Annotated in this window: 12 protein-coding genes; 8 read left to right on the forward strand and 4 right to left on the reverse strand. The window is 61.0% G+C overall.

Annotated elements, in window-relative coordinates; translation table 11 throughout:
• Positions 1 to 12: 12 nt before the first annotated feature.
• Positions 13 to 1,254: a putative DNA modification/repair radical SAM protein gene (locus AB8B02_RS06650; RefSeq protein ID WP_439063483.1), complete on the reverse strand. Its 1,242-nt coding sequence runs from the start codon at positions 1,252 to 1,254 to the stop codon at positions 13 to 15.
• Positions 1,255 to 1,416: 162 nt separating this feature from the next.
• Here AB8B02_RS06650 and AB8B02_RS06655 point away from each other — a divergent pair, with 162 nt between their 5' ends.
• Genes AB8B02_RS06655 through AB8B02_RS06665 form a run of 3 tightly spaced genes read left to right on the forward strand, consistent with a single transcriptional unit; the run spans position 1,417 to position 7,041 of the window.
• Positions 1,417 to 2,208, forward strand: a complete 792-nt coding sequence (locus AB8B02_RS06655) for an ImuA family protein (protein ID WP_439063484.1) — start codon at positions 1,417 to 1,419, stop codon at positions 2,206 to 2,208.
• Entirely contained in the window at positions 2,102 to 3,688 is a 1,587-nt protein-coding gene (locus AB8B02_RS06660) for a Y-family DNA polymerase (protein ID WP_439063485.1), read from the forward strand. The genes AB8B02_RS06655 and AB8B02_RS06660 overlap by 107 nt, the downstream gene beginning before the upstream one ends.
• Positions 3,685 to 7,041 carry an error-prone DNA polymerase gene (locus tag AB8B02_RS06665; protein WP_439063486.1) on the forward strand — a complete coding sequence of 1,119 codons (3,357 nt, stop codon included), beginning with the start codon at positions 3,685 to 3,687 and terminating at the stop codon, positions 7,039 to 7,041. The genes AB8B02_RS06660 and AB8B02_RS06665 overlap by 4 nt, the downstream gene beginning before the upstream one ends.
• 32 nt (positions 7,042 to 7,073) lie before the next feature.
• On the opposite strand, the gene AB8B02_RS06670 is transcribed toward AB8B02_RS06665, so the two are convergent.
• Entirely contained in the window at positions 7,074 to 7,361 is a 288-nt protein-coding gene (locus AB8B02_RS06670) for a hypothetical protein (RefSeq protein ID WP_068738081.1), read from the reverse strand.
• A 98-nt stretch (positions 7,362 to 7,459) separates the two neighbouring features.
• Between AB8B02_RS06670 and AB8B02_RS06675 the strand changes: the two genes are divergently transcribed.
• The 4 genes from AB8B02_RS06675 to AB8B02_RS06690 all read left to right on the forward strand — a co-directional run bounded on the left by AB8B02_RS06675 (position 7,460) and on the right by AB8B02_RS06690 (position 16,220).
• Positions 7,460 to 8,857: a CoA transferase gene (locus tag AB8B02_RS06675; protein WP_439063487.1), complete on the forward strand. Its 1,398-nt coding sequence runs from the start codon at positions 7,460 to 7,462 to the stop codon at positions 8,855 to 8,857.
• Positions 8,858 to 9,077: 220 nt separating this feature from the next.
• Positions 9,078 to 10,247, forward strand: coding sequence for an efflux RND transporter periplasmic adaptor subunit (locus AB8B02_RS06680; protein ID WP_089266974.1), 1,170 nt, complete (start codon positions 9,078 to 9,080; stop codon positions 10,245 to 10,247).
• Between the two features lie 36 nt (positions 10,248 to 10,283).
• Complete coding sequence (locus AB8B02_RS06685; RefSeq protein WP_439063488.1) at positions 10,284 to 13,406, forward strand: efflux RND transporter permease subunit; 3,123 nt, start codon at positions 10,284 to 10,286, stop codon at positions 13,404 to 13,406.
• 249 nt (positions 13,407 to 13,655) lie between these two features.
• On the forward strand, positions 13,656 to 16,220 hold the full coding sequence (locus tag AB8B02_RS06690; protein ID WP_439063489.1) for an HWE histidine kinase domain-containing protein: 2,565 nt from the start codon (positions 13,656 to 13,658) through the stop codon (positions 16,218 to 16,220).
• A 1-nt stretch (position 16,221) separates the two neighbouring features.
• Here AB8B02_RS06690 and AB8B02_RS06695 read toward each other — a convergent pair whose 3' ends face one another.
• Positions 16,222 to 17,637: a TolC family outer membrane protein gene (locus tag AB8B02_RS06695; RefSeq protein ID WP_089266977.1), complete on the reverse strand. Its 1,416-nt coding sequence runs from the start codon at positions 17,635 to 17,637 to the stop codon at positions 16,222 to 16,224.
• A 330-nt stretch (positions 17,638 to 17,967) separates the two neighbouring features.
• On the opposite strand from AB8B02_RS06695, the gene AB8B02_RS06700 reads away from it, so the two are divergent.
• Entirely contained in the window at positions 17,968 to 19,818 is a 1,851-nt protein-coding gene (locus tag AB8B02_RS06700) for an acetyl-CoA hydrolase/transferase C-terminal domain-containing protein (protein WP_439063490.1), read from the forward strand.
• Here the strand turns inward: AB8B02_RS06700 and AB8B02_RS06705 are convergent.
• On the reverse strand, positions 19,815 to 20,594 hold the full coding sequence (locus AB8B02_RS06705; RefSeq protein ID WP_439063491.1) for an enoyl-CoA hydratase: 780 nt from the start codon (positions 20,592 to 20,594) through the stop codon (positions 19,815 to 19,817). The two genes, AB8B02_RS06700 and AB8B02_RS06705, sit on opposite strands and share 4 nt — an antisense overlap.
• Positions 20,595 to 20,622: the final 28 nt, after the last annotated feature.

The following is a 20,622-nucleotide window of genomic DNA, read 5'->3' on the forward strand; positions in this document are numbered from 1 at the left end:
TGAAATGAAATTCTAGAACCCAAATCCCAATTGCGTCGCCTTCGGCTTGAAACGCTGCGCCAGTCTCGCGCCGTCCAGCAAATTCACGGCGGGGCGGTGATCCGGAAGAACGATGAAAGGCAGTGCCTTGTTCCGCGAGATATGCAGCCGGGCGAGATCGCCAACGCGGATCGACGAGATGCGGCGCGTTTCGATGATCCGCTGCACGGCCTTGGCGCCGAAACCGGGCACGCGCAAAAGGTCTTCACGGCTGGCGCGGTTGACGTCGAGCGGGAAGCGGTCGCGGTTTCGCAGCGCCCAGGCGAGCTTCGGATCCATGTCCAGCGACAGCATGCCGTCATTGTCATCGACGATCTCGTCGGCGTCGAAGCCGTAGAAGCGCATCAACCAGTCAGCCTGATACAGCCGATGCTCGCGGAGCAGCGGCGGGGCGCGCAGCGGCAGTGCGCGGCTGGCATCGGGGATCGGGCTGAAAGCGGAGTAATAGACACGCTTCAGATTGTAGGACCCGTACAGATTAGCCGAAGTCCGGATGATGGTTGAATCATTGGAGCTGTCGGCGCCGACGATCATCTGCGTGCTCTGGCCGGCTGGCGCAAAACGCGGCCCGACCTTGCCGCGCGGCGTCGGCTTGCGACCCTCGCGGGCTTCATCGAGCTTCAACCGCAATCGACCCATGGTGCGACGAATGGCGCGGACGTCTTTCTCCGGCGCCAGCTTTGCCAGGCTGTCTTCTTCGGGCACCTCGATATTGATCGAGAGCCGGTCGGCATATGTGCCGGCCTCGGTGATCAGCGCGTCGTCGGCTTCCGGAATGGTCTTGAGGTGAATATAGCCGCGGAAGTGATGCTCCTCGCGCAGTTTTCGCGCGACGGCGACAACCTGTTCCATCGTGTAATCGGCGCTGCGGATGATGCCCGACGAGAGAAACAGTCCCTCGATGTAATTGCGTCGATAGAAATCCAGCGTCAGTTGCACCACTTCCTCCACGGTGAAGCGGGCGCGCGTCACATTGCTGGACGCCCGGTTGACGCAATAAAGACAATCGTAATTGCAGGCATTGGTGAGCAGGATCTTCAGCAGCGAGATGCAACGGCCGTCCGGCGCATAGGAATGACAGATCCCTATGCCTGCGTCGGTCGAGCCGATGCCTTTGCCGTCGCGGGAGTCCCGTTTCTCGGTACCGCTGGACGCACAGGACGCGTCGTATTTCGCGGCATCCGCCAGGATCTCCAGCTTGCGCTTCACGTCCATGTTCAAAAATCCCTTTGATTCCAAACGCTAAAAAAGTGGCTGATGATCCCGATTGACTCGGCTTGCCATCTTAGCTTTATATTAGAACATATCATGAACAAATGGGCCGGCAATGGGTTCACTAAAAACCCGCCACGGCAAAACAATTTCGAGGAGCGGCGCATGACCGGCGCACGCATGACCACGCTCGCGCAATTGCGCGGCAGCATTGAACGCATCGAGACCCACAGCGATACCTATGCGCCGGATCGCGTGTCGCTCGGTCATGCCGAGGCGGACGCGGCGCTGCAAGGCGGGCTCGCGCGTGGCACCATGCATGAGGTGTTCGCCGAAGGCCGGCACAGCGCGGCGGCCACGGGCTTTGTCGCCGGCCTCGCGCACCGTGTCTCGGCAAAGCGACCGCTGCTGTGGATCCGGCAGGATTTCTCCGAACGCGAATGCGGTGCGCTGGCCATGAGCGGCTGGCGGGAACTCGGTCTCGATCCGCGCTTGCTGGTCACCGTGCGCGCGCCCGATGTCGAGACGGCATTGCGGACCACGGCTGATGCGCTGGCCTGCGACGCGCTGGGCAGCGTCGTGCTGGAAACCTGGGGCGACAGCAAGCAGTTCGACCTGGTCGCCAGCCGCAAACTCACGCTGGCAGCGCGCGGGTCGGGCGTCACGTGCCTGTTGCTGCGGACCGCAGGTGTTCCGGTCTCGAGTACGGCGGAAACTCGCTGGATCATCCGCTCCGCGCATTCGCCGCCATTCAAGCCCTGGCAATCATGGGGCGTGCCCATGCTCGACGTGCAACTGGTTCGAAATCGTCACGGCCCGAACGGGCAATGGATCATGGAATGGAAGTGTGATGAGTGCGTTTTCCGTGACACATCGGCGCATCCTCAGCCTGTGGCTGCCGCGCCTGCCAACCGATCGCATCAAACGTCAGCTCGCGCGCAACGGCGCGCCAGCTAATCTGCAAGCAAGTATTGTCGTCGCCAAGCAAAGCAATGCGCTGCAGATTTCCGCGCTGGACGATGCCGCGGCGAAGCTCGGCCTCGAACCCGGTCTGCCGCTCGCCAATGCCCGTGCGGTCTGTCCGGACATTCAGGTGTTCGATGCTGATCCTGTCGCCGATACGCAGGTACTGACCGACATCGCCGATTGGTGCGACCGCTTCACGCCACTGGTGGCGCTGGATCTGCCGCATGGCCTGTTTCTCGACATCACCGGCTGTGCCCATCTGTTCGGTGGCGAGGCCGCACTGATGGAGCAGCTCTGCGCGGCGCTGTCGCGGCAGGGTTTTATTGTCAGTGCAGCGATTGCGGGGACATCGACATGCGCGCGCACGCTCAGTCGATATGTACATGGCCGGATCGTCGCCGCGGGCGAGGAGGCCAAGGCAGTGACGTCGCTGCCGTTGTTCACGCTCGGCGCCGATGAGGCGATCACCCGCGGATTGCGCCGCGCCGGCTTGAAGACCATCGGCGATGTCGCCTCGCGCTCGCGCCCCGAAATCACCGCACGTTTCGGCGCGGAATTCACGACGCTGCTGGAACAGGCGCTGGGGCAAAGCGATGCGCCGATCTCGCCGCGCAAGCCGCTGCCGGATTATATCGTCGAGCAACGTTTCGCCGAACCGATTGCGACCGATGGTGTGATAGCCATCACGCTGGCCAAGCTGGCACGCACGCTGATCGATGCGATGGACAGGCAGGGCAAGGGCGCGCGGCGGCTGGAAGCGGCGTTCTTTCGCACCGACGGCGCGGTGCGCGTGATCACCGCGGAAACCGGCCTGCCGGTGACCAAAGGCGAGGTGATCGACCGGTTGTTCCGCGAGCGACTGGACGCGATTGCCGATCCGCTCGATCCCGGTTTCGGTTTCGATATGATCCGCCTGTCGGCCAGCCGCACCGAGATTGTCGTACAGCAGCAGCGCGACCTCGATGCCAATGTTCACGCCAATGACGAACTGGCCGACCTGATCGACCGTATCGCCGCGCGGATTGGTCCTCGCCGTGTGCTGGTTTATCTGCCTGTCGAGAGCCACATTCCCGAACGCGCGATGCTGGGGGTACCGGCACAGCATCATCTGGCTGCCGCCATGCAGGCAGCATGGCCGGCGCGTGAAGACGAACCGCCTTTGCGGCCGTTACGGTTGTTCGAGCAGCCCGAACTGATCGACGTCCCGCTTGCGGAGTTTCCAGACAAGCCACCGAAGAAGTTCACCTGGCGACGCGTCTCTCACAATGTCGTTCATGTGGAAGGTCCGGAGCGTGTGTCGATGGAGTGGTGGCGTTCGCAGGAAGCGAAGCCCACGCGCGATTACTTTCGCGTCGAGGATGAGGCAGGTCAACGTTTCTGGCTCTTCCGCGACGGGCTTTATGGTGAGATCAGAGACGCGGACGATCAAGCCGTTTCGCCGCAATGGTTCGTGCATGGACTGTTCGCATGAGCACGGGCGGCGTCGGCGCGCCTGATTATGCCGAGATTGGTGTTACCAGCAATTTTTCGTTCCTGCGCGGCGCGTCGCATCCGCAGAACTATGTGCATCTGGCCAGTGCCGAGCGGCTTTATGCCATCGGCATTGCCGATCACAACACCATGGCCGGTGTGGTGCGTGCCTTTGCCGAGCTGGACCACAAGGATCTTGTCTACAAACCGAAGCTTCTGATCGGCACACGGCTGGTCTTCAATGACGGCACGCCTGACATCCTTGCCTATCCGTGCGACCGCGCTGCCTATGGTCGACTGTGCCGGCTACTGAGCATGGGCAAGCTGCGCGGCAACAAGGGTGAATGCCTGTTGCAGCTCGGCGATCTCGCTGACTTTAGCGAAGGGCTGCTGCTTGTTTTGATGCCGGCCTATCGTATTGACAGCAACCTTGTCCTTCGCACGTTCGATGCACTGTCTCAATTTTCGACAGGCGGTGTATGGCTCGGCGCCAGTCCGTTTCATCGGGGTGATGACAAACGCCGTCTGGCCAAGTTGCAGCGCATCGCAGCCACTGCGCGCGTGCCCCTGATTGCTACCAATGATGTGCTCTATCACACGCCAAATCGCCGCATCCTGCAGGACGTGGTCAGTTGTATTCGCGAGAAGACCACCATCGAGCAGGCTGGCCGGGTGCTGGAAATGAATGCCGAACGGCATCTCAAGTCAGCGGCCGAGATGGTCAGACTGTTTCGTGATTATCCCGATGCGATCCGTGAAACCATCCGTTTTGCCGATCGCATCACGTTTTCATTGAACCAACTCCAATACCAATATCCCGACGAACCGGTCCCGCCGGGAAAGACCGCGCAGCAGCATCTCGCGGATCTGACCTGGGAAGGATATGCCCGGCATTTCCCGAACAGTGTCGATGAGACACTCGAAGCCACATTGCGCAAGGAGCTCGCGCTCATCGCCGAGCTCGGTTACGCGCATTACTTCCTGACCGTGCATGACATCGTTCGCTATGCGCGCAGCCAGAAGATCCTGTGTCAGGGGCGGGGCTCGGCGGCCAATTCAGCGGTTTGCTATATGCTCGACATCACCTCGGTGAATCCCGCCGAGGTTGATCTCCTGTTCGAGCGCTTCATCTCCAAGGAACGGCTTGAGCCGCCGGACATCGACGTCGATTTCGAGCACGTCCGGCGCGAAGAGGTGATGCAGTATGTCTACAAAAGATACGGCCGTCATCGCGCGGCAATCATCGCCACCGTCATCCACTACCGCCCGCGCTCGGCGATCCGCGATGTCGGCAAGGCGCTGGGACTGACCGAAGACGTCACCTCGGCGCTGGCCGATACTGTCTGGGGCAGTTGGGGCAAGGGTCTCAACGAGATGCAGGTCAAGCAGGCAGGGCTTGATCCGTCCAATCCGATGATCGTGCGGGCCGTCGAACTTGCCACCGAGCTGATCGAGTTCCCGCGCCATCTGTCGCAGCATGTCGGTGGCTATGTGCTGACGCAGGACCGGCTCGACACCTATGTGCCGATCGGCAATGCGGCAATGGATGATCGCACCTTCATCGAATGGGACAAGGACGACGTCGACACGATGAAGATGATGAAGGTCGACGTGCTCGCGCTGGGCATGCTGACCTGCATTCGGAAATGTTTTGACCTGATCTTTCGTCATAAGAGCAGGCGCTACGAACTCAAGGACATTAAGGCTGAGGCCGACGACGCTCCGCCTGTTTTCAGAATGCTTCAGCGCGGCGAATCCCTCGGCGTCTTCCAGGTCGAGAGCCGCGCCCAGATGAACATGCTACCGCGCCTGAAGCCGGAGAATTTCTACGATCTCGTCATCGAGGTTGCGATCGTTCGACCGGGACCCATCCAGGGCAATATGGTGCATCCGTATCTGAAGCGGAGAAACGGAATCGAGAAGGTTAATTACCCATCTCCATCACCTGCGTATGGCAAGGAGGATGAGTTGCGAAATGTGCTGCACAAGACGCTTGGCGTCCCGTTGTTTCAGGAGCAGGCAATGCGCATCGCTATTGAGGCCGCGAAGTTTACGCCTGAAGAGGCCAACGAATTGCGCCGGGCGATGGCAACGTTTCGCAATGTCGGCACCATGCACACCTTTGAAGAGAAAATGGTGAACAGCATGATCGCGCGGGGGTATCCGAAGGAGTTTTCGGTAAGCTGCTTCGATCAGATCAAGGGCTTTGGCAGCTACGGTTTCCCCGAAAGCCATGCGGCCGCCTTCGCGCAGCTTGTCTATGTTTCGTCGTGGTTGAAGCACTACCACCCCGATGCATTCTGCTGCGGGCTGTTGAACTCACAGCCGATGGGGTTTTATGCGCCGTCGCAGATCGTGCGCGATGCGCGCGACAACGGCGTCGATGTGCGGGAGATCGATGTGTCCTTCAGTCATTCGCAGAATACGCTAGAAGAACCGAGCGGAGACTATTGCGCCGTTCGCCTCGGCTTTCGCCAGATCGATGGATTCAAATGGGCGGATCCGGATGAGAAGCGCGAACGTGAAAAAGCTGGCAAGCCGCCGGGAGAAGATTGGGGCAAGCGCATCGTTGCCGCGCGAGAGCTACAGCCTTTCACCTCGCTGGAAGATTTCGCCCGCGATACCGCTTTGCCAAAACGCGCGCTGATCATGCTCGCCGATGCCGATGCATTTCGCTCCATCGGCCTGGATCGTCGTGCAGCATTATGGGCGGTAAGGCGCTTGCCGGATGACGTGCCGTTGCCGTTGTTCGAAGTTGCGACCGCGCGCGAGCAGCCGGACGAGAATGCGAAGCCTCTGCCTGAGATGCCTTTGCCCGAACAGGTGGTCGCCGATTATCAGACTATCCGGCTGTCACTGAAGGGACATCCGATGGAGTTCTTGCGCGCGAATTTCACGCGGGAAAAAGTGGTGACCTGCGCGAGCATTGTGGATGCTAATGACAGACGGCGGGTGCGTTGTGCCGGCGTCGTGCTGGTGCGGCAGCGGCCGGGCAGCGCCAATGGCGTTGTCTTCATGACACTGGAGGACGAGACCGGCATCGCCAATATCGTAGTATGGCCGAAGGTGATGGAGCAGTTTCGCAGGGAGGTCATGGGTTCCAGGCTCATCCTGGTCGAGGGGCGCATCCAGAGCAGTCCAGAAAAGGTCGTCCATCTGGTTGCCGAACGGCTGATCGATCGCTCGGACGATCTGAAGTATCTTGGCAACGATGCGCTTGGTGGACCCCGACAAATGCTGTCAGGTCCAGAAGCGATCAATGACGATCGCCGTGAGCATCCCGACAATCCCGCCCAGCGCATTCGCCATCCGCGCAATGTCCGGATCCTGCCGCGCTCGCGGGATTTCCATTAAGCGCCGTTCAGAAACCATTCAGCCGCTATTACCTATTCAGGTGATGCACCGACTGGCGGTCCGCCGGGTGGCCGGTGCAGGAAAGTAATAGTGGCATAGGCGCCGATCCATGAACCGACGGCGGCGAACCCCACATACATCCAGTTTTCGGTATAGCTGATGACGGCATAGGACGAGAGTACATACCAGACGCTGCTCCAGGTGGCCGCAGGTACGCGCCGACGGGCCACCACTGCAGAGGTGAACATCACATAGACCGCGTCGGTGGCAGCCGTGGCCAGCACCACGGCACCGGCTGTCAATGGATCGATGGTGGCCATGGTCTCTCCTCCATGCTTGTACAAGATGATGCGATGATGGATGTAGTCACCTGGAAGCGTGAGCTGAATCGGTGTCGTGGGAAAGGGGGAGAGCGTTGATGTACGGCATTCGTGAACTGCTCGCTGACCTCTGGACACAGGTTGGCGGTGATATTGCGGCGCTCCAGCGTGTCGCGCTGACCGGCAATGAGCCGCAATTACCGTCGTCATTCCATGTCGGTGCAGCCGCTCAGGTCAGCATCGCTGCGGCCGGAATGGCGGCTGCCGAGATCTGGCGGCTACGCAGCGGACAGACGCAGACTGTCTCCGTCGATATGCGCCATGCCATCGTCGAATGCCGCAGCGAGCGCTATCTGCGCTGCGACGGCAATCCGCCGCCGCCCGCCTGGGATGCGATCGCCGGTGTCTACAAGACCGGTGACGGCAAGTTCGTCCGGCTGCATACCAATTTTCCGCATCATCGCGACGCTGTCTGCCAGGTGTTGTCATGCGCGCCGGAGCGCGAAGCCGTGCAGGCGGCTTTGATGCAATGGAACGGCGAAGCCTTCGAGACCGCGGCCTATGCGGCCGGCGGTGTCGTGGCGCTGATGCGATCCCATGACGAATGGATGGGGTTGCCGCAGGCCAAAGCCGTTGCTGAATTGCCGCTCGTCGAGATCACCCGGATTGGCGACGCCGAACCGAAGCTGTGGCCGATCGGCGCCCGGCCGCTTGCCGGTCTGCGCGTACTCGATCTCTCACGCGTCATCGCCGGTCCCGTCGCTGGTCGCACGCTTGCGGCCCATGGCGCGGATGTGATGCTGGTCTCCAGCCCCGATCTGCCGGCGATCCCGTGGCTCACCATCGATACCGGCCGCGGCAAGCTCTCGAGCTTCGTGGATCTCCAGAGTGAGCAGGGGCGCGACACCTTGCGAGGATTGCTCGCGCAGGCGGATATCTTCTCGCAGGGCTATCGTCCGCAATCGCTTGCGGCGCTCGGCTTCTCGCCGGACGAGGCGGCCCGTGTCAGTCCCGGTATCGTCTATGTCTCGCTCTCCGCCTATGGCCGTTCCGGGCCATGGGCCGGGCGCCGCGGCTTCGATTCTCTCGTGCAATGCGCGACCGGCTTCAACCATGCCGAAGGGCAGGCGGCCGGCGTCGATGGGCCCAGGGAATTACCGGCCCAGATGCTGGATCACGCCACCGGCTACTTAATGGCGTTCGGCGCCATGATCGCACGTGCACGCCAGGCGCGTGAAGGCGGCAGCTGGCACGTGCAGGTCTCTCTTGCCCGCACCGGTCAATGGCTGTGGGATATGGGAAGAATCGCGGAAGGTCTCGCGGTCGACGACCTCAAGGGTGAGATGGTCAAAGCCTTTACCGAGGATATGCCGTCCGGCTTCGGCCAGTTGTCGGCGGTCCGTCATGCAGCCGTGTTATCGCGAACCCCGGCATCGTGGACGCGTCCGGCCATGCCCCTCGGCAGCCATCCGGCGGTATGGCCGTCCGGCAATTGAAACCCATTTGCAGGATTTCAAAATTTTAACGAAGATTCGTAAGTGCACACGCGTTTTTAGATTGTCTGAACGCCCAGATGCGCACTATTAGCGCGTGAATGGGACAAATCGCCGCGGAATAAGTGCGTTTCCTACCAAGGACTGGACAGTGACGAATTTAGATCAACGATCTCAGCTGTTTAGCGGAAAGCGCCTGATTGCGGGCGGTTGCATTGCTGCCATGCTGGTCGCCGCAGGCATCGGCTACGTGCGGTTGTCCACCCCGTCGAAGGGGCATTCCGACGTTTCGAGCCAGTCGCGGAAGAACCCGCAGCGCTATACGACGTCGCCGTCTGAATGGGCCAGCCTGACCATCGAGCCGGTCACCGTGCGTGCCTTCCGCGCCGAACACGTCACAGAGGGCAAGATCGCCGTCGATGAGGACCGCTCGACCCCGATCTTCTCACCTTATGCCGGCCGCGTCACCAAGCTGCTCGCCAAACCAGGCGACCACGTCGAAAAGGGCCAGCCGCTCTTCGTCATCGAAGCGGCCGACACTGTCGGTGCGCAGAATGATTTCGTTGCCGCGACCACGGCTCTTAACAAGGCGAAGTCGCAAGTCGACCTCGCACAGATCCAGGACAAGCGTGCCCGCGACCTGTTCGAAGGCAAGGCTGTGCCGCTGAAAGACTATCAGCAGAGCCAGGCCACGCTGCTGCAAGCACAGAACGATCTGCGCACCGCCGACACGGCACTCGAAGCCGCACGCAATCGCCTGCGTATTCTTGGCCTCTCGGAAGACGCCATTACGGCGTTTCAGGAGAAGGGCCGCATCAATCCGGAAACGACGATCTACGCGCCGCTTGCAGGCACGGTGGTTCAGCGCAAGATCGGCCCCGGCCAGTACATCAGTGCCGGCGCTGCCGACCCGGTCTTCGTGATCGGCGATCTCTCATCGGTGTGGCTCACGGCCTTCGTGCGCGAGACCGAAGCTGCTGCCGTGCAGATCGGTCAGGAAATGAGTTTCACCGCACTCGCGCTGCCGGGCCGTGTGCTCACTGGCCGCATCAGCTATGTCGCGACTGCGCTCGATCCCGCGACGCGTCGTCTGCTGGTACGTGCCACGCTGGACAACAGCAACGGTCTGCTGAAGCCCGAAATGTTCACCACCGTGACGATCTACGCGCCTGGCGACCAGCCGACGATAGGCGTGCCGAAAACGGCGCTGATCTATGAAGGCGATCAGGTCCGCGTCTGGGTCGCGCATGACGACAAGACCATCGAGCTGCGCACGATCAAGACCGGTATGACCAATGGCAATCTCGTCGAGGTCCATGGCAACCTGAAAGCCGGCGAACGCATTGTCACCAAAGGCAGCCTGTTTATCGATCGCGCGGCCTCCGCCAGCTAAAACCCAGCTTCGGCTCTTCTGAAAGGTCCGATCTGGATGGATCGTCTTGTTGCCCTGGCCGTCGACCGTCGCTTCCTGATGGTGGCGATGTTCGTCGCCGTATTCGTCGGCGGTTTGTTTGCGTTCAATCAGCTGAACATCGAAGCCTATCCCGATCCGACCCCGCCGATGGTCGATATCGTGACCCAGAGCAACGGTCTCTCTGCCGAGGAAATCGAACGCTACATCACGATTCCGATCGAAGCGCAGGTCGCGGGCATCAAGAACCTCAAAACGATCCGCACCATCTCGCTCTACGGCCTCTCGGACGTCAAACTGCAGTTCTCGTTCGACTACACCTATGACGAAGCGTTGCAGCAGGTCCTGAACCGGTTGTCGCAGCTCGGGACCTTGCCGGGCAATGCGCAGCCGACGATATCGCCGATCTCTGCGGTGGGTGAAATCTTCCGTTATCGTCTGGTGGGGCCGCCGAACTACAGCGTACTCGATCTCAAGACCCTTCAGGACTGGGTGATGCAGCGCCGCTTTCGTGCGGTGCCAGGCGTCATCGACGTCATTGGTTGGGGTGGCAAGACCAAAACCTATGAAATCCAGGTCGACTTCAGCAAGCTCGTTGCCTATGGCTTGACGCTGCCACAACTGCTGACCGCCGTCGGCAATGCCAATATCAATGTCGGCGGCAACACCGTGAATATCGGCGCGCAATCGGCCGTGGTGCGCGGCGTCGGCCTCATTCGCTCGATCGACGACCTTTCCAGTACGATGATCTCCCAGACCAACGGCAATCCGGTTCTGGTCAAGGACGTCGCCACGGTGTCGGTCGGCGAGAAGCCGCGCCTCGGCATTGCCGGTCTCAATCAGGAGGACGATATCGTCCAGGGCATCGTGCTGATGCGCCGCGGCGAGAAGAGTTCGCCGACCATCGCGCGTGTCGAACAGCTGGTGCAGCAGATCAATCGCGGAGGCATCTTGCCGCCCGGCGTGCGGATCGAGCGCATCTATGACCGCAAGGACCTGATCGATACCACCACGCATACGGTGCTGCACAACATGGTCGTCGGCATCCTGCTGATCGTGCTGCTGCAATGGATGTTCCTCGGCAACCTGCGCAGCGCGCTGATTGTTGGCGCCACTATTCCGTTCGCGTTGTTTTTCGCTGTCATCATTCTGGTGCTGCGTGGTGAATCCGCCAACCTGCTATCGGTGGGCGCCATCGATTTCGGCCTGATCGTCGATGGTACGGTCATCATGGTAGAGGCTATCTTCAGACGGCTGACCCAGACCACAGAGCTTTCCGAAGCGGAGCGCAGCCACATCTCGCCCGAGACCATCATGGGCATGAAGAAGCATGGTATCCTCAGCGCATCCGCTGACGTGTCGCGCTCGATCTTCTTTGCCGCCGCTATCATCATCGCCGCGTTCCTGCCGCTGTTCACGCTGTCTGGCGTCGAGGGCAATATCTTTGGGCCGATGGCGCGGACCTATGCTTATGCGCTGGCCGGTGGCCTGATCGCGACATTCACCGTCACGCCTGCGCTGAGCGCGATCATTCTGCCGGCGCATGTCCAGGAGACCGAAACCTGGATCATGCGCCAGCTGCATCGCCTCTATATGCCGGTTCTGCACTGGGCGGTCGCCAGCCGAAAGATCGTACTGGGCATTGCGATTGGTCTCGTCGTGGTGACTTTCTTCATGGCGCGTTTCCTCGGCCTGGAATTTCTGCCGAAGCTGGAAGAGGGCAATCTCTGGATCCGCGCCACGCTGCCGCCGACGATCTCGCTGCAGGAAGGCAACACTTACGTCAACGAGATGCGCAGGCTGATCCGCCAGCAGCCCGAAGTGGAATCCGTCGTCTCGCAGCATGGCCGTCCCGATGACGGCACCGACGCGGCTGGCTTGTTTAACGCGGAATTCTTCGCCCCGCTGAAGCCTGCCTCCGAATGGCCGGCGCCGCAGGACAAGGATGCGCTGACGGCGCGCCTGCTCAAGGAACTGCAGACGAAATTTCCCGGCGTCGAGTTCAATTTCTCGCAATATCTGCAGGACAACGTCTCTGAAGCCGTCTCCGGCGTGAAAGGCGAGAACTCGATCAAGCTCTACGGCAACGATCTGGATGCACTCACCAAGACCGCTAACGAGATCAAGGCCGTACTGTCGACGGTGCAGGGCGTGACGGATCTCGCCGTGTTCACATCGCTGGGGCAGCCAACCATCCAGATCGACGTCGACCGTGCCAAGGCTGCGCGCTACGGATTGTCGCCCGGCGATATCAACGCCACCATCAAGGTGGCCATCGGCGGCGACTCCGCTGGCGATCTCTATGAGCCCGGCAGCGATCGGCATTTCCCGATCATGGTGCGGTTAGCGCCGGAATATCGCCGTAGCGCTGAGGCGATTCAGAATTTGCGCATCGGCGCGCCCGGTCCGAACGGCACGATCGCGCAGATCCCGCTAAGTGAAGTGGCGTCGATCAATCTCGTCTCCGGTGCGGCCTATATCTATCGCGAGAACCAGGAGCGTTATCTGCCGATCAAGTTCTCGGTACGCGAACGCGATCTCGGCAGCGCCATTCAGGAAGCGCAGGACAAGGTCGCCGCGCTCGTTCAGCTGCCGCCGGGCTCGCGGACCGAATGGGTCGGCGAGTTCGGCAATCTTCAGGACGCTATCGCACGGCTTTCCATCGTGGTGCCGATCAGCCTCGCTCTGATCGGCGTGCTGCTCTGGTTCAACTTTGGCTCGATGGCCGACACACTGCTGGCCATGAGTGTGATCCCGATGGCGATCTTTGGCGGCGTGCTCGGTCTACTGATCACGGGCATTCCGTTCAGCGTATCGGCGGCGATCGGCTTCATCGCGCTGTTCGGCATTGCTGTCATGGACGGCATCCTGATCTTGTCACAATACAATCAGCTGATCGACGAGGGCTATGAACGCATCAAGGCTGTGATCCGGACCGGCGAGTTGCAACTGCGGCCGGTGCTCATGACCTGCATCGTTGCGGGCGTCGGCCTGCTGCCGGCGGCGCTGTCGGAGGGAATCGGGTCTCAGGTCCAGAAGCCGCTCGCGGTTGTCGTCGTCACTGGCATGATGCTGGCGCCGCTGGTGATCCTGATCACCCTGCCGGTGCTGATCTCGTTCTTCTCAAGCCGGGCGCGTTAAACCAGCTTGCGACGGGAGCGGCTCGGGCTGTCCCTGAGGCAGCCCAATCGCGCATACCTAAAAAACCGGCCTCGAAATGGATCGAAACCGGCGCTTGCCCGTTGACCGGTTCCCCACCGGGCTATTCCGCCCGTGCGCGTTGCGGTTGGTGCTCTTGAACGCTGTATTTGCTGATCTTTTTCAAAACATGCAGTCGTGCCATGCTGGTGGCCGTCGTTTCGAGCGCCGTATCTTTTCAGAGACCCTTTGATGCTCATCAAGACCGACCCTGTCAACCTGACCAATTGCGATCGCGAGCCGATCCACATTCCCGGCAGCATCCAGCCCTATGGCTGTCTGCTCGCCTGCGACGGATCCGTCGGGATGGTCCGGCGCCATTCGGTCAATGCGGGTGCGATGCTGGGCGTGGGATCAAGCGACATAAATGGCCGCAGGCTGGACGATCTGATCGGCGAGGGGCCGGCGCACGATATTCGCAATGCCATCGCCAAATGGGGCAACCAGCAGCGCCCGGGACTGCTGATTGATTTCAAGGTCGCGCATTCGCAGACCGCGTTCAACGTCGCTGTGCATCGGCACAAGGGCGTCAACATCATCGAATTCGAGCCTGTGGACGCCAGCGAGGCGACACCGCCTCTGGAGTTGTCGCGCTTGCTGATCGGCCGCATCGGTCAATGCAACGATCTCGACGTGCTGTTTGACAATGCGGCGCGGCTGCTGCGTGGCGGACTCGGCTACGACCGGGTGATGGTCTATCAATTCGCTCATGATGGTTCCGGCCGGGTGATCAGCGAGGCGCGCCGCGGCGATCTCGAGAGCTTTCTGGGGCAGCACTTCCCGGCCGGCGACATCCCGCAGCAGGCGAGGGTGCTTTACGTCCAGAACACGGTGCGTATCGTCTCGGATGCAAGCGGTGAGCGCGTGGCCATCGAGCCAGAGTTCGACACATCCGGTGAACCGCTCGACCTGTCCTTTGCACATCTGCGCAGCGTTTCGCCTATCCACTGCGAGTATCTGCGCAATATGGGCGTCGGTGCGTCGATGTCGATTTCCATTATCCACGACGGCGTGCTGTGGGGGTTGATCGCCTGCCATCATTATGCACCGCGCGCGCTTTCCATGGAGAAACGCGTTGCTGCAGAGATGTTTGGCGAGTTCTTTTCCATGCAACTGGCCGGGCTTCTTCAAAAGCGCAAACTGGCTGCTAGCGAAAGCGCGCGGCGCTATCTCGACCAGCTGTTGCACAATGTTTCGCATCACAGCGATATCGAAGACCTGCTCAAGGAAAGCATTCGCGATTTTAGCGTGCTGATGCCGTGTGACGGTATTGGCCTATACCTCAACAAGACCTGGACGTCTTATGGCAGCGCGCCGCCGGCTGCGGCAGTGCCGGCGCTGATGGGCTTCATCAATTCGGTCGCCGAGGGCAGGGTGTGGGCGACGAGCGCATTGTCAGATCGATTGCCGGCGGCTGAAGACTATGCCCTTGCTGTTTCCGGCGTGCTGGCCGTGCCCTTGTCGCAACTGCCGCGCGACTATCTTCTGTTCTTTCGCAGCGAAGTGACGCAAACCCTGAATTGGGCAGGCGATCCCAACAAGACATACGAAATTGGCCCGTTGGGCGATCGGCTGACGCCACGCAAGAGCTTCGCGATCTGGAAGGAGATCGTGCAACGCCAGTCGCAGCCATGGCTGCAAAACGAGCGCGACACCGCCGAGGCCGTGCGCTCGGCTTTGGTGGAAGTGGTGCTTCGCCACAACGAATTACTGGCGGATGAGCGGCACAAGGCCGACCTGCGCCAGAAAATGCTGAATGAAGAGCTCAATCATCGCGTCAAGAATATCCTGGCACTGATCAAATCGCTGGTCTCGCACCCGGTCGAGGATGGGCGCAGCATTGAGGATTATGTCGCCTCCCTGAAGGGACGTATTCAGGCCTTGTCGCTTGCGCATGATCAGGTCATCCGCGGCGCCGGTGGCGGCGCGCTAAAAGGATTGCTCGATGCGGAATTTTCGCCGTATCGCGAGTCGGTGAAAGCGATCGAGGTGACCGGGCCCGATGTTTCGCTCGACGCTCGGGCCTATTCGGTACTCGCATTGGTGCTGCACGAACTGGCCACCAATGCCGCCAAATATGGTGCGCTTTCCGTAAGCACGGGGCGCTTGTCGCTCGAGTGGAAACGCACCGATATCGGCGATTGCGAAATCTACTGGCTTGAGCGCGACGGCCCCCTTGTCATACCGCCATTGCGGCCGGGCTTTGGATCGATGCTGATCAGTCGCAGCATTCCCTATGATCTCGGGGGTGAAAGTGATGTCGATTATGAGCCGGCCGGCGCGCGCGTGCGGTTGCTCGTCCCGGCGCGCTTCGTTGTCTGGCCCGCACCGGTGGCGGCGCGCAACGTGCGCGTCCGACGCGAGGACGACAAGCCGATGGCGTCGATGCGCGGCTTGAAGGTGTTGATGGTCGAGGACCAGCTTCTGATTGCCATGGACGTCGAGACCATGCTGACCCACGAGGGCGCGGCATCGGTCGAGACGGCATCTTCGGTCAAGGAAGCATTGATCGCGCTGACGATCATGAGGCCTGATGTGGCCATCCTCGACGTCAATCTCGGCAATGGCAGTTCGGTGCCGGTGGCCCAAGCATTGCGCGAGCGGGGCATCCCCTTCGTCTTTGCCACAGGTTATGGCGAAACCAGCCTGATCCCGGCGTCGATGGATGACGTGCCGATCGTACGCAAGCCCTACGACCTCGCATCGCTGGTCGCCGCGATGACCACGGCGATGGCAAAGAAGAGTTCAGCCGGATAATTTATTGCCCGGAAGGCGTGCGCAGCCCGTGCCAGGCATCGCGTACCTGATGGTAATGAACTTCTGGTAGATAGTCTGGCGTGTTCAGCCCAAGCGTCTTCACATCCAGCCTGCCAATTGCGCTGAGCAGCGAATAGGATGCGATGACCCGGTCACGTTGCGCGCCAATCAGGCGTGCCTTTGCCTGTACGAGATCTTGCTGTGAGTTCAGGACGTCGACAGTGGTGCGCTGACCGCCCTGGGCCTCGCGCTGTACGCCCTGTAGTGCAACGCCAGCAGCGCGTACTTCGGCTTCCGCGGCACTCACCGCCGTCTTCGCGCCTTCATTTGACACCCATGCACCGACGACTGCGGTGCGGGCCTGATTACGGACCTGCTCGAGCACCAAGCGGCTGACCGACGACAGTTCCTTGGCCTGGCGTGTCTGCGCAGCACCGAGGCCGCCGTCGTAGATCGGCGCCGTCAATTGGCCGACAATCGAAGCCTGGTCGGTGCCAAAAGTGCCAAGCGTCGGATCCGATTGGCTGGATTTGCTGGCGCTGCCCTGCAGCGTCAGAGTAGGCAACAGGCTGCTCTCCGCCACCTTGATCGTCGTGGTCGCCACATCGACATCGTAGCCGGCTGCCAGCACGGCGGGGTGCGCCTTGAAGGCCTGATTGACGGCATCGTCGCGGTTGCGCGGCAGCAGCCGATCCATCGGTTCCGCCGGACTGAGCCGCGAGGGTGCAGCACCAATCACCTGCGTATAAGTTGCCTGGCTGATGGCGAGATTGACCTCAGCGGCATTGAGATCGGCCTGGCCACGCGCCAGTCGCGCTTCGGCCTGTGACGTGTCGGTGGGGGTGACGTCGCCGGCGTTGAGCCGCTTTTGGGCGATGCCGAGGGTTTCGCGCAGGGAGGTGACGTTGGTGCGCTGGGCTTCGACCAGCGATTGGTTGGCGAGAACATTGGTATAGGCAACGACAGCATCGAGCAGCACACCTTGGCCGACATTGCGCAGCGCTTCCCGGCCGGACTGGACCTGCAATTCCGCGACGCGGACACTGTTGGCTGTCTTGTTTCCGTTATAAAGCGTCTGGGTGACCGTGACGCCGATGGTCCATGGCTTCAGCGTTGCGCCCTGGATGGTGTTGTCTACGAGCAGGTTGCGCACGGCCTGAAGGCCATAGCTCAGTGTGGCTGCCACCTGGGGCCGGTAGCCGGCCATCGCCTGCGGAACGTTCTCATCGGTGGCACGCTGGCGGGCCCGTTCGCCGTTCAGCTGCGGATTGGACTGATAGGCTTTGGCAAGGGCTTCCGACACCGTTTCGGCTCGGGCATCGACCGCAGCAAAAATGCCATAGCCAATCAGGCTCAGGGCCATGCCTGTCCGAAGCGCGCGCCTTGCGGCGAGGCCAAATATGCCGTGACGAACCATATTATCCCAAAGCAATCTTCGGACGTCCGCCCCCGCTGACGTCTAGGTATGTTTAGAGGGCGTTGCCTTTGCAGGCAAACCATCCGGCGAAGAACCTCCGGGCTTTTGCGCTTTCCCCACAGGGCATTTGGCTGCCCCGATTTGCTTGATTGATCAGGACTCTAGGGAGGATGGGGCGCTCCGTGAATGCGACGAATAAACCCGCTTCACATGGCCGCGTGTGTTGCATGTCGGGCACATTTCTGAATAACCGCACGCAGTGGTAACTCTGTCCGGCTTTGCTGCGCGATTGCGCTGAGGAGCTGCCGATCCTGCCCATCCGGAATGCTTATGCCCAAGATCTTCACTGATCCCGACGCCATCGCCGAAGACATCATTCGCGACGTTGGGACGACGCTCGTGGTCGGGCTGCCGCTCGGGCTTGGCAAGGCCAACCATATCATCAATGCGCTCTATCAGCGCGCGCTGGCCGATCGCAATGTCAGACTGACGTTCTTCTCTGCCCTGACACTGGAGAAGCCGAGACCATCCAGCGAGCTGGAGAAGCGCTTCATCAATCCGGTGATCGAACGGCTGTTCGGGGGCTATCCCGATCTCGCTTATGCAAACGCGCTGCATAAAGGTGAGCTGCCGCCAAACATTCAGGTCAACGAATTCTTCTTCCTTGCGGGAAAATGGCTGCGGGTTGCCGACGCGCAGCAGCACTATATTTCGGCAAACTACACCCATGCGTCGTCCTATCTTCTGACGCGCGGGCTTAACGTGATCACGCAATTGGTGTCGAAGCGTGTGGTCGATGGCGCCGCGCGCTATAGTCTGAGCTGCAATACCGACACCACGGTTGATCTGATGCGGGCGCGCAATGAAGGTCGCGTCTCGTTCAGGCTAATCGGTCAGGTCAATTCGGAATTGCCCTTCATGCCGGGGCAGGGTGATCTTACCAGCGATGAGTTTCACGCGGTGCTCGAGAGCCCGGAGACTGAATTTCCGCTGTTTGCGCCCCCGTCCGAACCGGTCAACGACACCAAATACGCAATTGGATTGCACGCTGCCGGCCTGGTGCGCGACGGCGGCACGCTGCAGATCGGCATTGGGCAAGTGGGCGATGCGCTGGCGCAGGGCCTGATCGTTCGCCACCGCGACAATGCAGCGTTCCGCGATCTGATGCAGCGTCTTGCCCCCGCCGCGCCTCCGAAGGAAGTCGCGACGTTCGAACGTGGTCTCTATGGCGTGAGCGAAATGCTGTTCGAAGCATTTCTCGGTTTGATCGACGCGGGCATTCTCAAGCGCGAGGTGGATGGCACCATCGTGCATGGCGCGTTCTTTCTTGGGCCGAAGGCATTCTATCAGGCGCTGCGCGACATGACGCCGGAGCGTCTGGCGAAAATCCAGATGATGCCGGTATCGTTCACCAATGAGCTCTATGGCAACGAAGAGGCGAAACGGCAGGCGCGTGTCGATGCGCGCTTCGTCAACAATACGATGATGGCGACGCTGATGGGCACCGCGATCTCCGACGGTCTCGAGAACGGCCAGGTCGTGAGCGGCGTCGGCGGACAGTACAATTTCGTCTCACAGGCTTTTGCTCTGGAGGGTGCACGCTCGATCCTGACTCTCGAAGCGACGCGCGCCGGCAAGAAGCCAGCCTCCAATATTCGCTGGAGCTACGGTCACACCACGATCCCGCGACACCTGCGCGATATCATCGTGACGGAGTATGGTGTCGCCGATCTGCGCGGGAAATCGGACGCCGACGTGATCGCGGCCATGCTTCAGGTGTCCGACTCGCGCTTTCAGTCGGAGCTGATGAAGCAGGCCAAGGATGCTGGAAAGCTTCCCAGGAGCTATGACATTCCCGCTGCGTATCGCGACAACGTGCCCCAGCGGATCTCCGCTGCCCTCAAGCCGGCGCGGGACGCTGGTCTGCTGCCCATGTTCCCGTTTGGTAGCGACTTCACCGAAGTAGAACAGCGCCTGATCCCTGCGCTGCAGGTCCTGAGCGCCGCATCGGTGTCGCCACAACAACTCGCAGGCCTTTTCTGGCAGGGCATGACACACGCACCGAGTGCGTCAGATGAAGCGGCGCTTGCGCGGCTTGGGCTCGATCGTCCGGCCACATGGGCCGAACGCGCCTATCGTGTGCTGGTGTCCGCGGCGCTCGCGCGTAGTGCGTCCGTCTAGCGGTTCTTGTTGACCGGCTTCCGCTTCTCGATGAAGGCGGCCATGCCTTCGGAGCGATCCTCTAGCGCAAAGGTCGCATGAAACAGATCGCGTTCGACCTTGAGGCCTTCGGTGAGCGGTGTCTCGAAAGCGCGGTTGACGGCGTTCTTCGCCATCGTCGCCACGGGCCGCGACATGGCCGCAATCTTTTCCGCCATGGAGATGGCTTCTTCCATCAGCTTGTCGGCCGGGACAACGCGGCTGACGAGACCGGAGCGCTCGGCTTCCGCCGCATCCATCATGCGGCCCGTCAGGCAGAGGTCCATCGCCTTTGATTTGCCGATGGCGCGGGTGAGGCGTTGGGTGCCGCCGATGCCGGGAATGGTGCCAAGCGTGATTTCCGGCTGGCCGAATTTGGCTGTGTCGGCTGCGATCATGATGTCGCACATCATGGCGAGCTCGCAGCCACCACCGAGCGCATAGCCTGAGACGGCAGCAATGGTCGGTTTGGTACAGGTGGCGACACGGTCGCCGCCGATCGCGGTGAAGTCGCTGGAGAACATGTCGATGAAGCTCTTTGGCTGCATCTCCTTGATATCCGCGCCGGCGGCAAATGCCTTCTCGCTGCCGGTCACGATGATGCAGCCCACGGCAGTGTCCGCTTCCAGCTCGTCGACGGCGATCTTGATTTCGCCGAACACACCGAAAGAAAGGGCATTGAGCATCTTCGGGCGATTCAGCGTGATGATGCCGACCGCGCCTTTGCGCTCAACGATGAGGTGTTCGTAGCTGCTCATGTTCCATCCCGCGGATTTTTGCCGAAGC

Source organism: Tardiphaga sp. 862_B3_N4_1 (assembly GCF_051811085.1).
GTDB lineage: Bacteria > Pseudomonadota > Alphaproteobacteria > Rhizobiales > Xanthobacteraceae > Tardiphaga > Tardiphaga robiniae.

Bases quoted from the DNA above. Each gene is read 5' to 3' on its own strand.
- AB8B02_RS06650 (WP_439063483.1), bottom strand. From the start codon at position 1,254: ATGGACGTGAAGCGCAAGCTGGAGATCCTGGCGGATGCCGCGAAATAC.
- AB8B02_RS06655 (WP_439063484.1), top strand. From the start codon at position 1,417: ATGACCGGCGCACGCATGACCACGCTCGCGCAATTGCGCGGCAGCATT.
- AB8B02_RS06660 (WP_439063485.1), top strand. From the start codon at position 2,102: ATGAGTGCGTTTTCCGTGACACATCGGCGCATCCTCAGCCTGTGGCTG.
- AB8B02_RS06665 (WP_439063486.1), top strand. From the start codon at position 3,685: ATGAGCACGGGCGGCGTCGGCGCGCCTGATTATGCCGAGATTGGTGTT.
- AB8B02_RS06670 (WP_068738081.1), bottom strand. From the start codon at position 7,361: ATGGCCACCATCGATCCATTGACAGCCGGTGCCGTGGTGCTGGCCACG.
- AB8B02_RS06675 (WP_439063487.1), top strand. From the start codon at position 7,460: ATGTACGGCATTCGTGAACTGCTCGCTGACCTCTGGACACAGGTTGGC.
- AB8B02_RS06680 (WP_089266974.1), top strand. From the start codon at position 9,078: ATGCTGGTCGCCGCAGGCATCGGCTACGTGCGGTTGTCCACCCCGTCG.
- AB8B02_RS06685 (WP_439063488.1), top strand. From the start codon at position 10,284: ATGGATCGTCTTGTTGCCCTGGCCGTCGACCGTCGCTTCCTGATGGTG.
- AB8B02_RS06690 (WP_439063489.1), top strand. From the start codon at position 13,656: ATGCTCATCAAGACCGACCCTGTCAACCTGACCAATTGCGATCGCGAG.
- AB8B02_RS06695 (WP_089266977.1), bottom strand. From the start codon at position 17,637: ATGGTTCGTCACGGCATATTTGGCCTCGCCGCAAGGCGCGCGCTTCGG.
- AB8B02_RS06700 (WP_439063490.1), top strand. From the start codon at position 17,968: ATGCCCAAGATCTTCACTGATCCCGACGCCATCGCCGAAGACATCATT.
- AB8B02_RS06705 (WP_439063491.1), bottom strand. From the start codon at position 20,594: ATGAGCAGCTACGAACACCTCATCGTTGAGCGCAAAGGCGCGGTCGGC.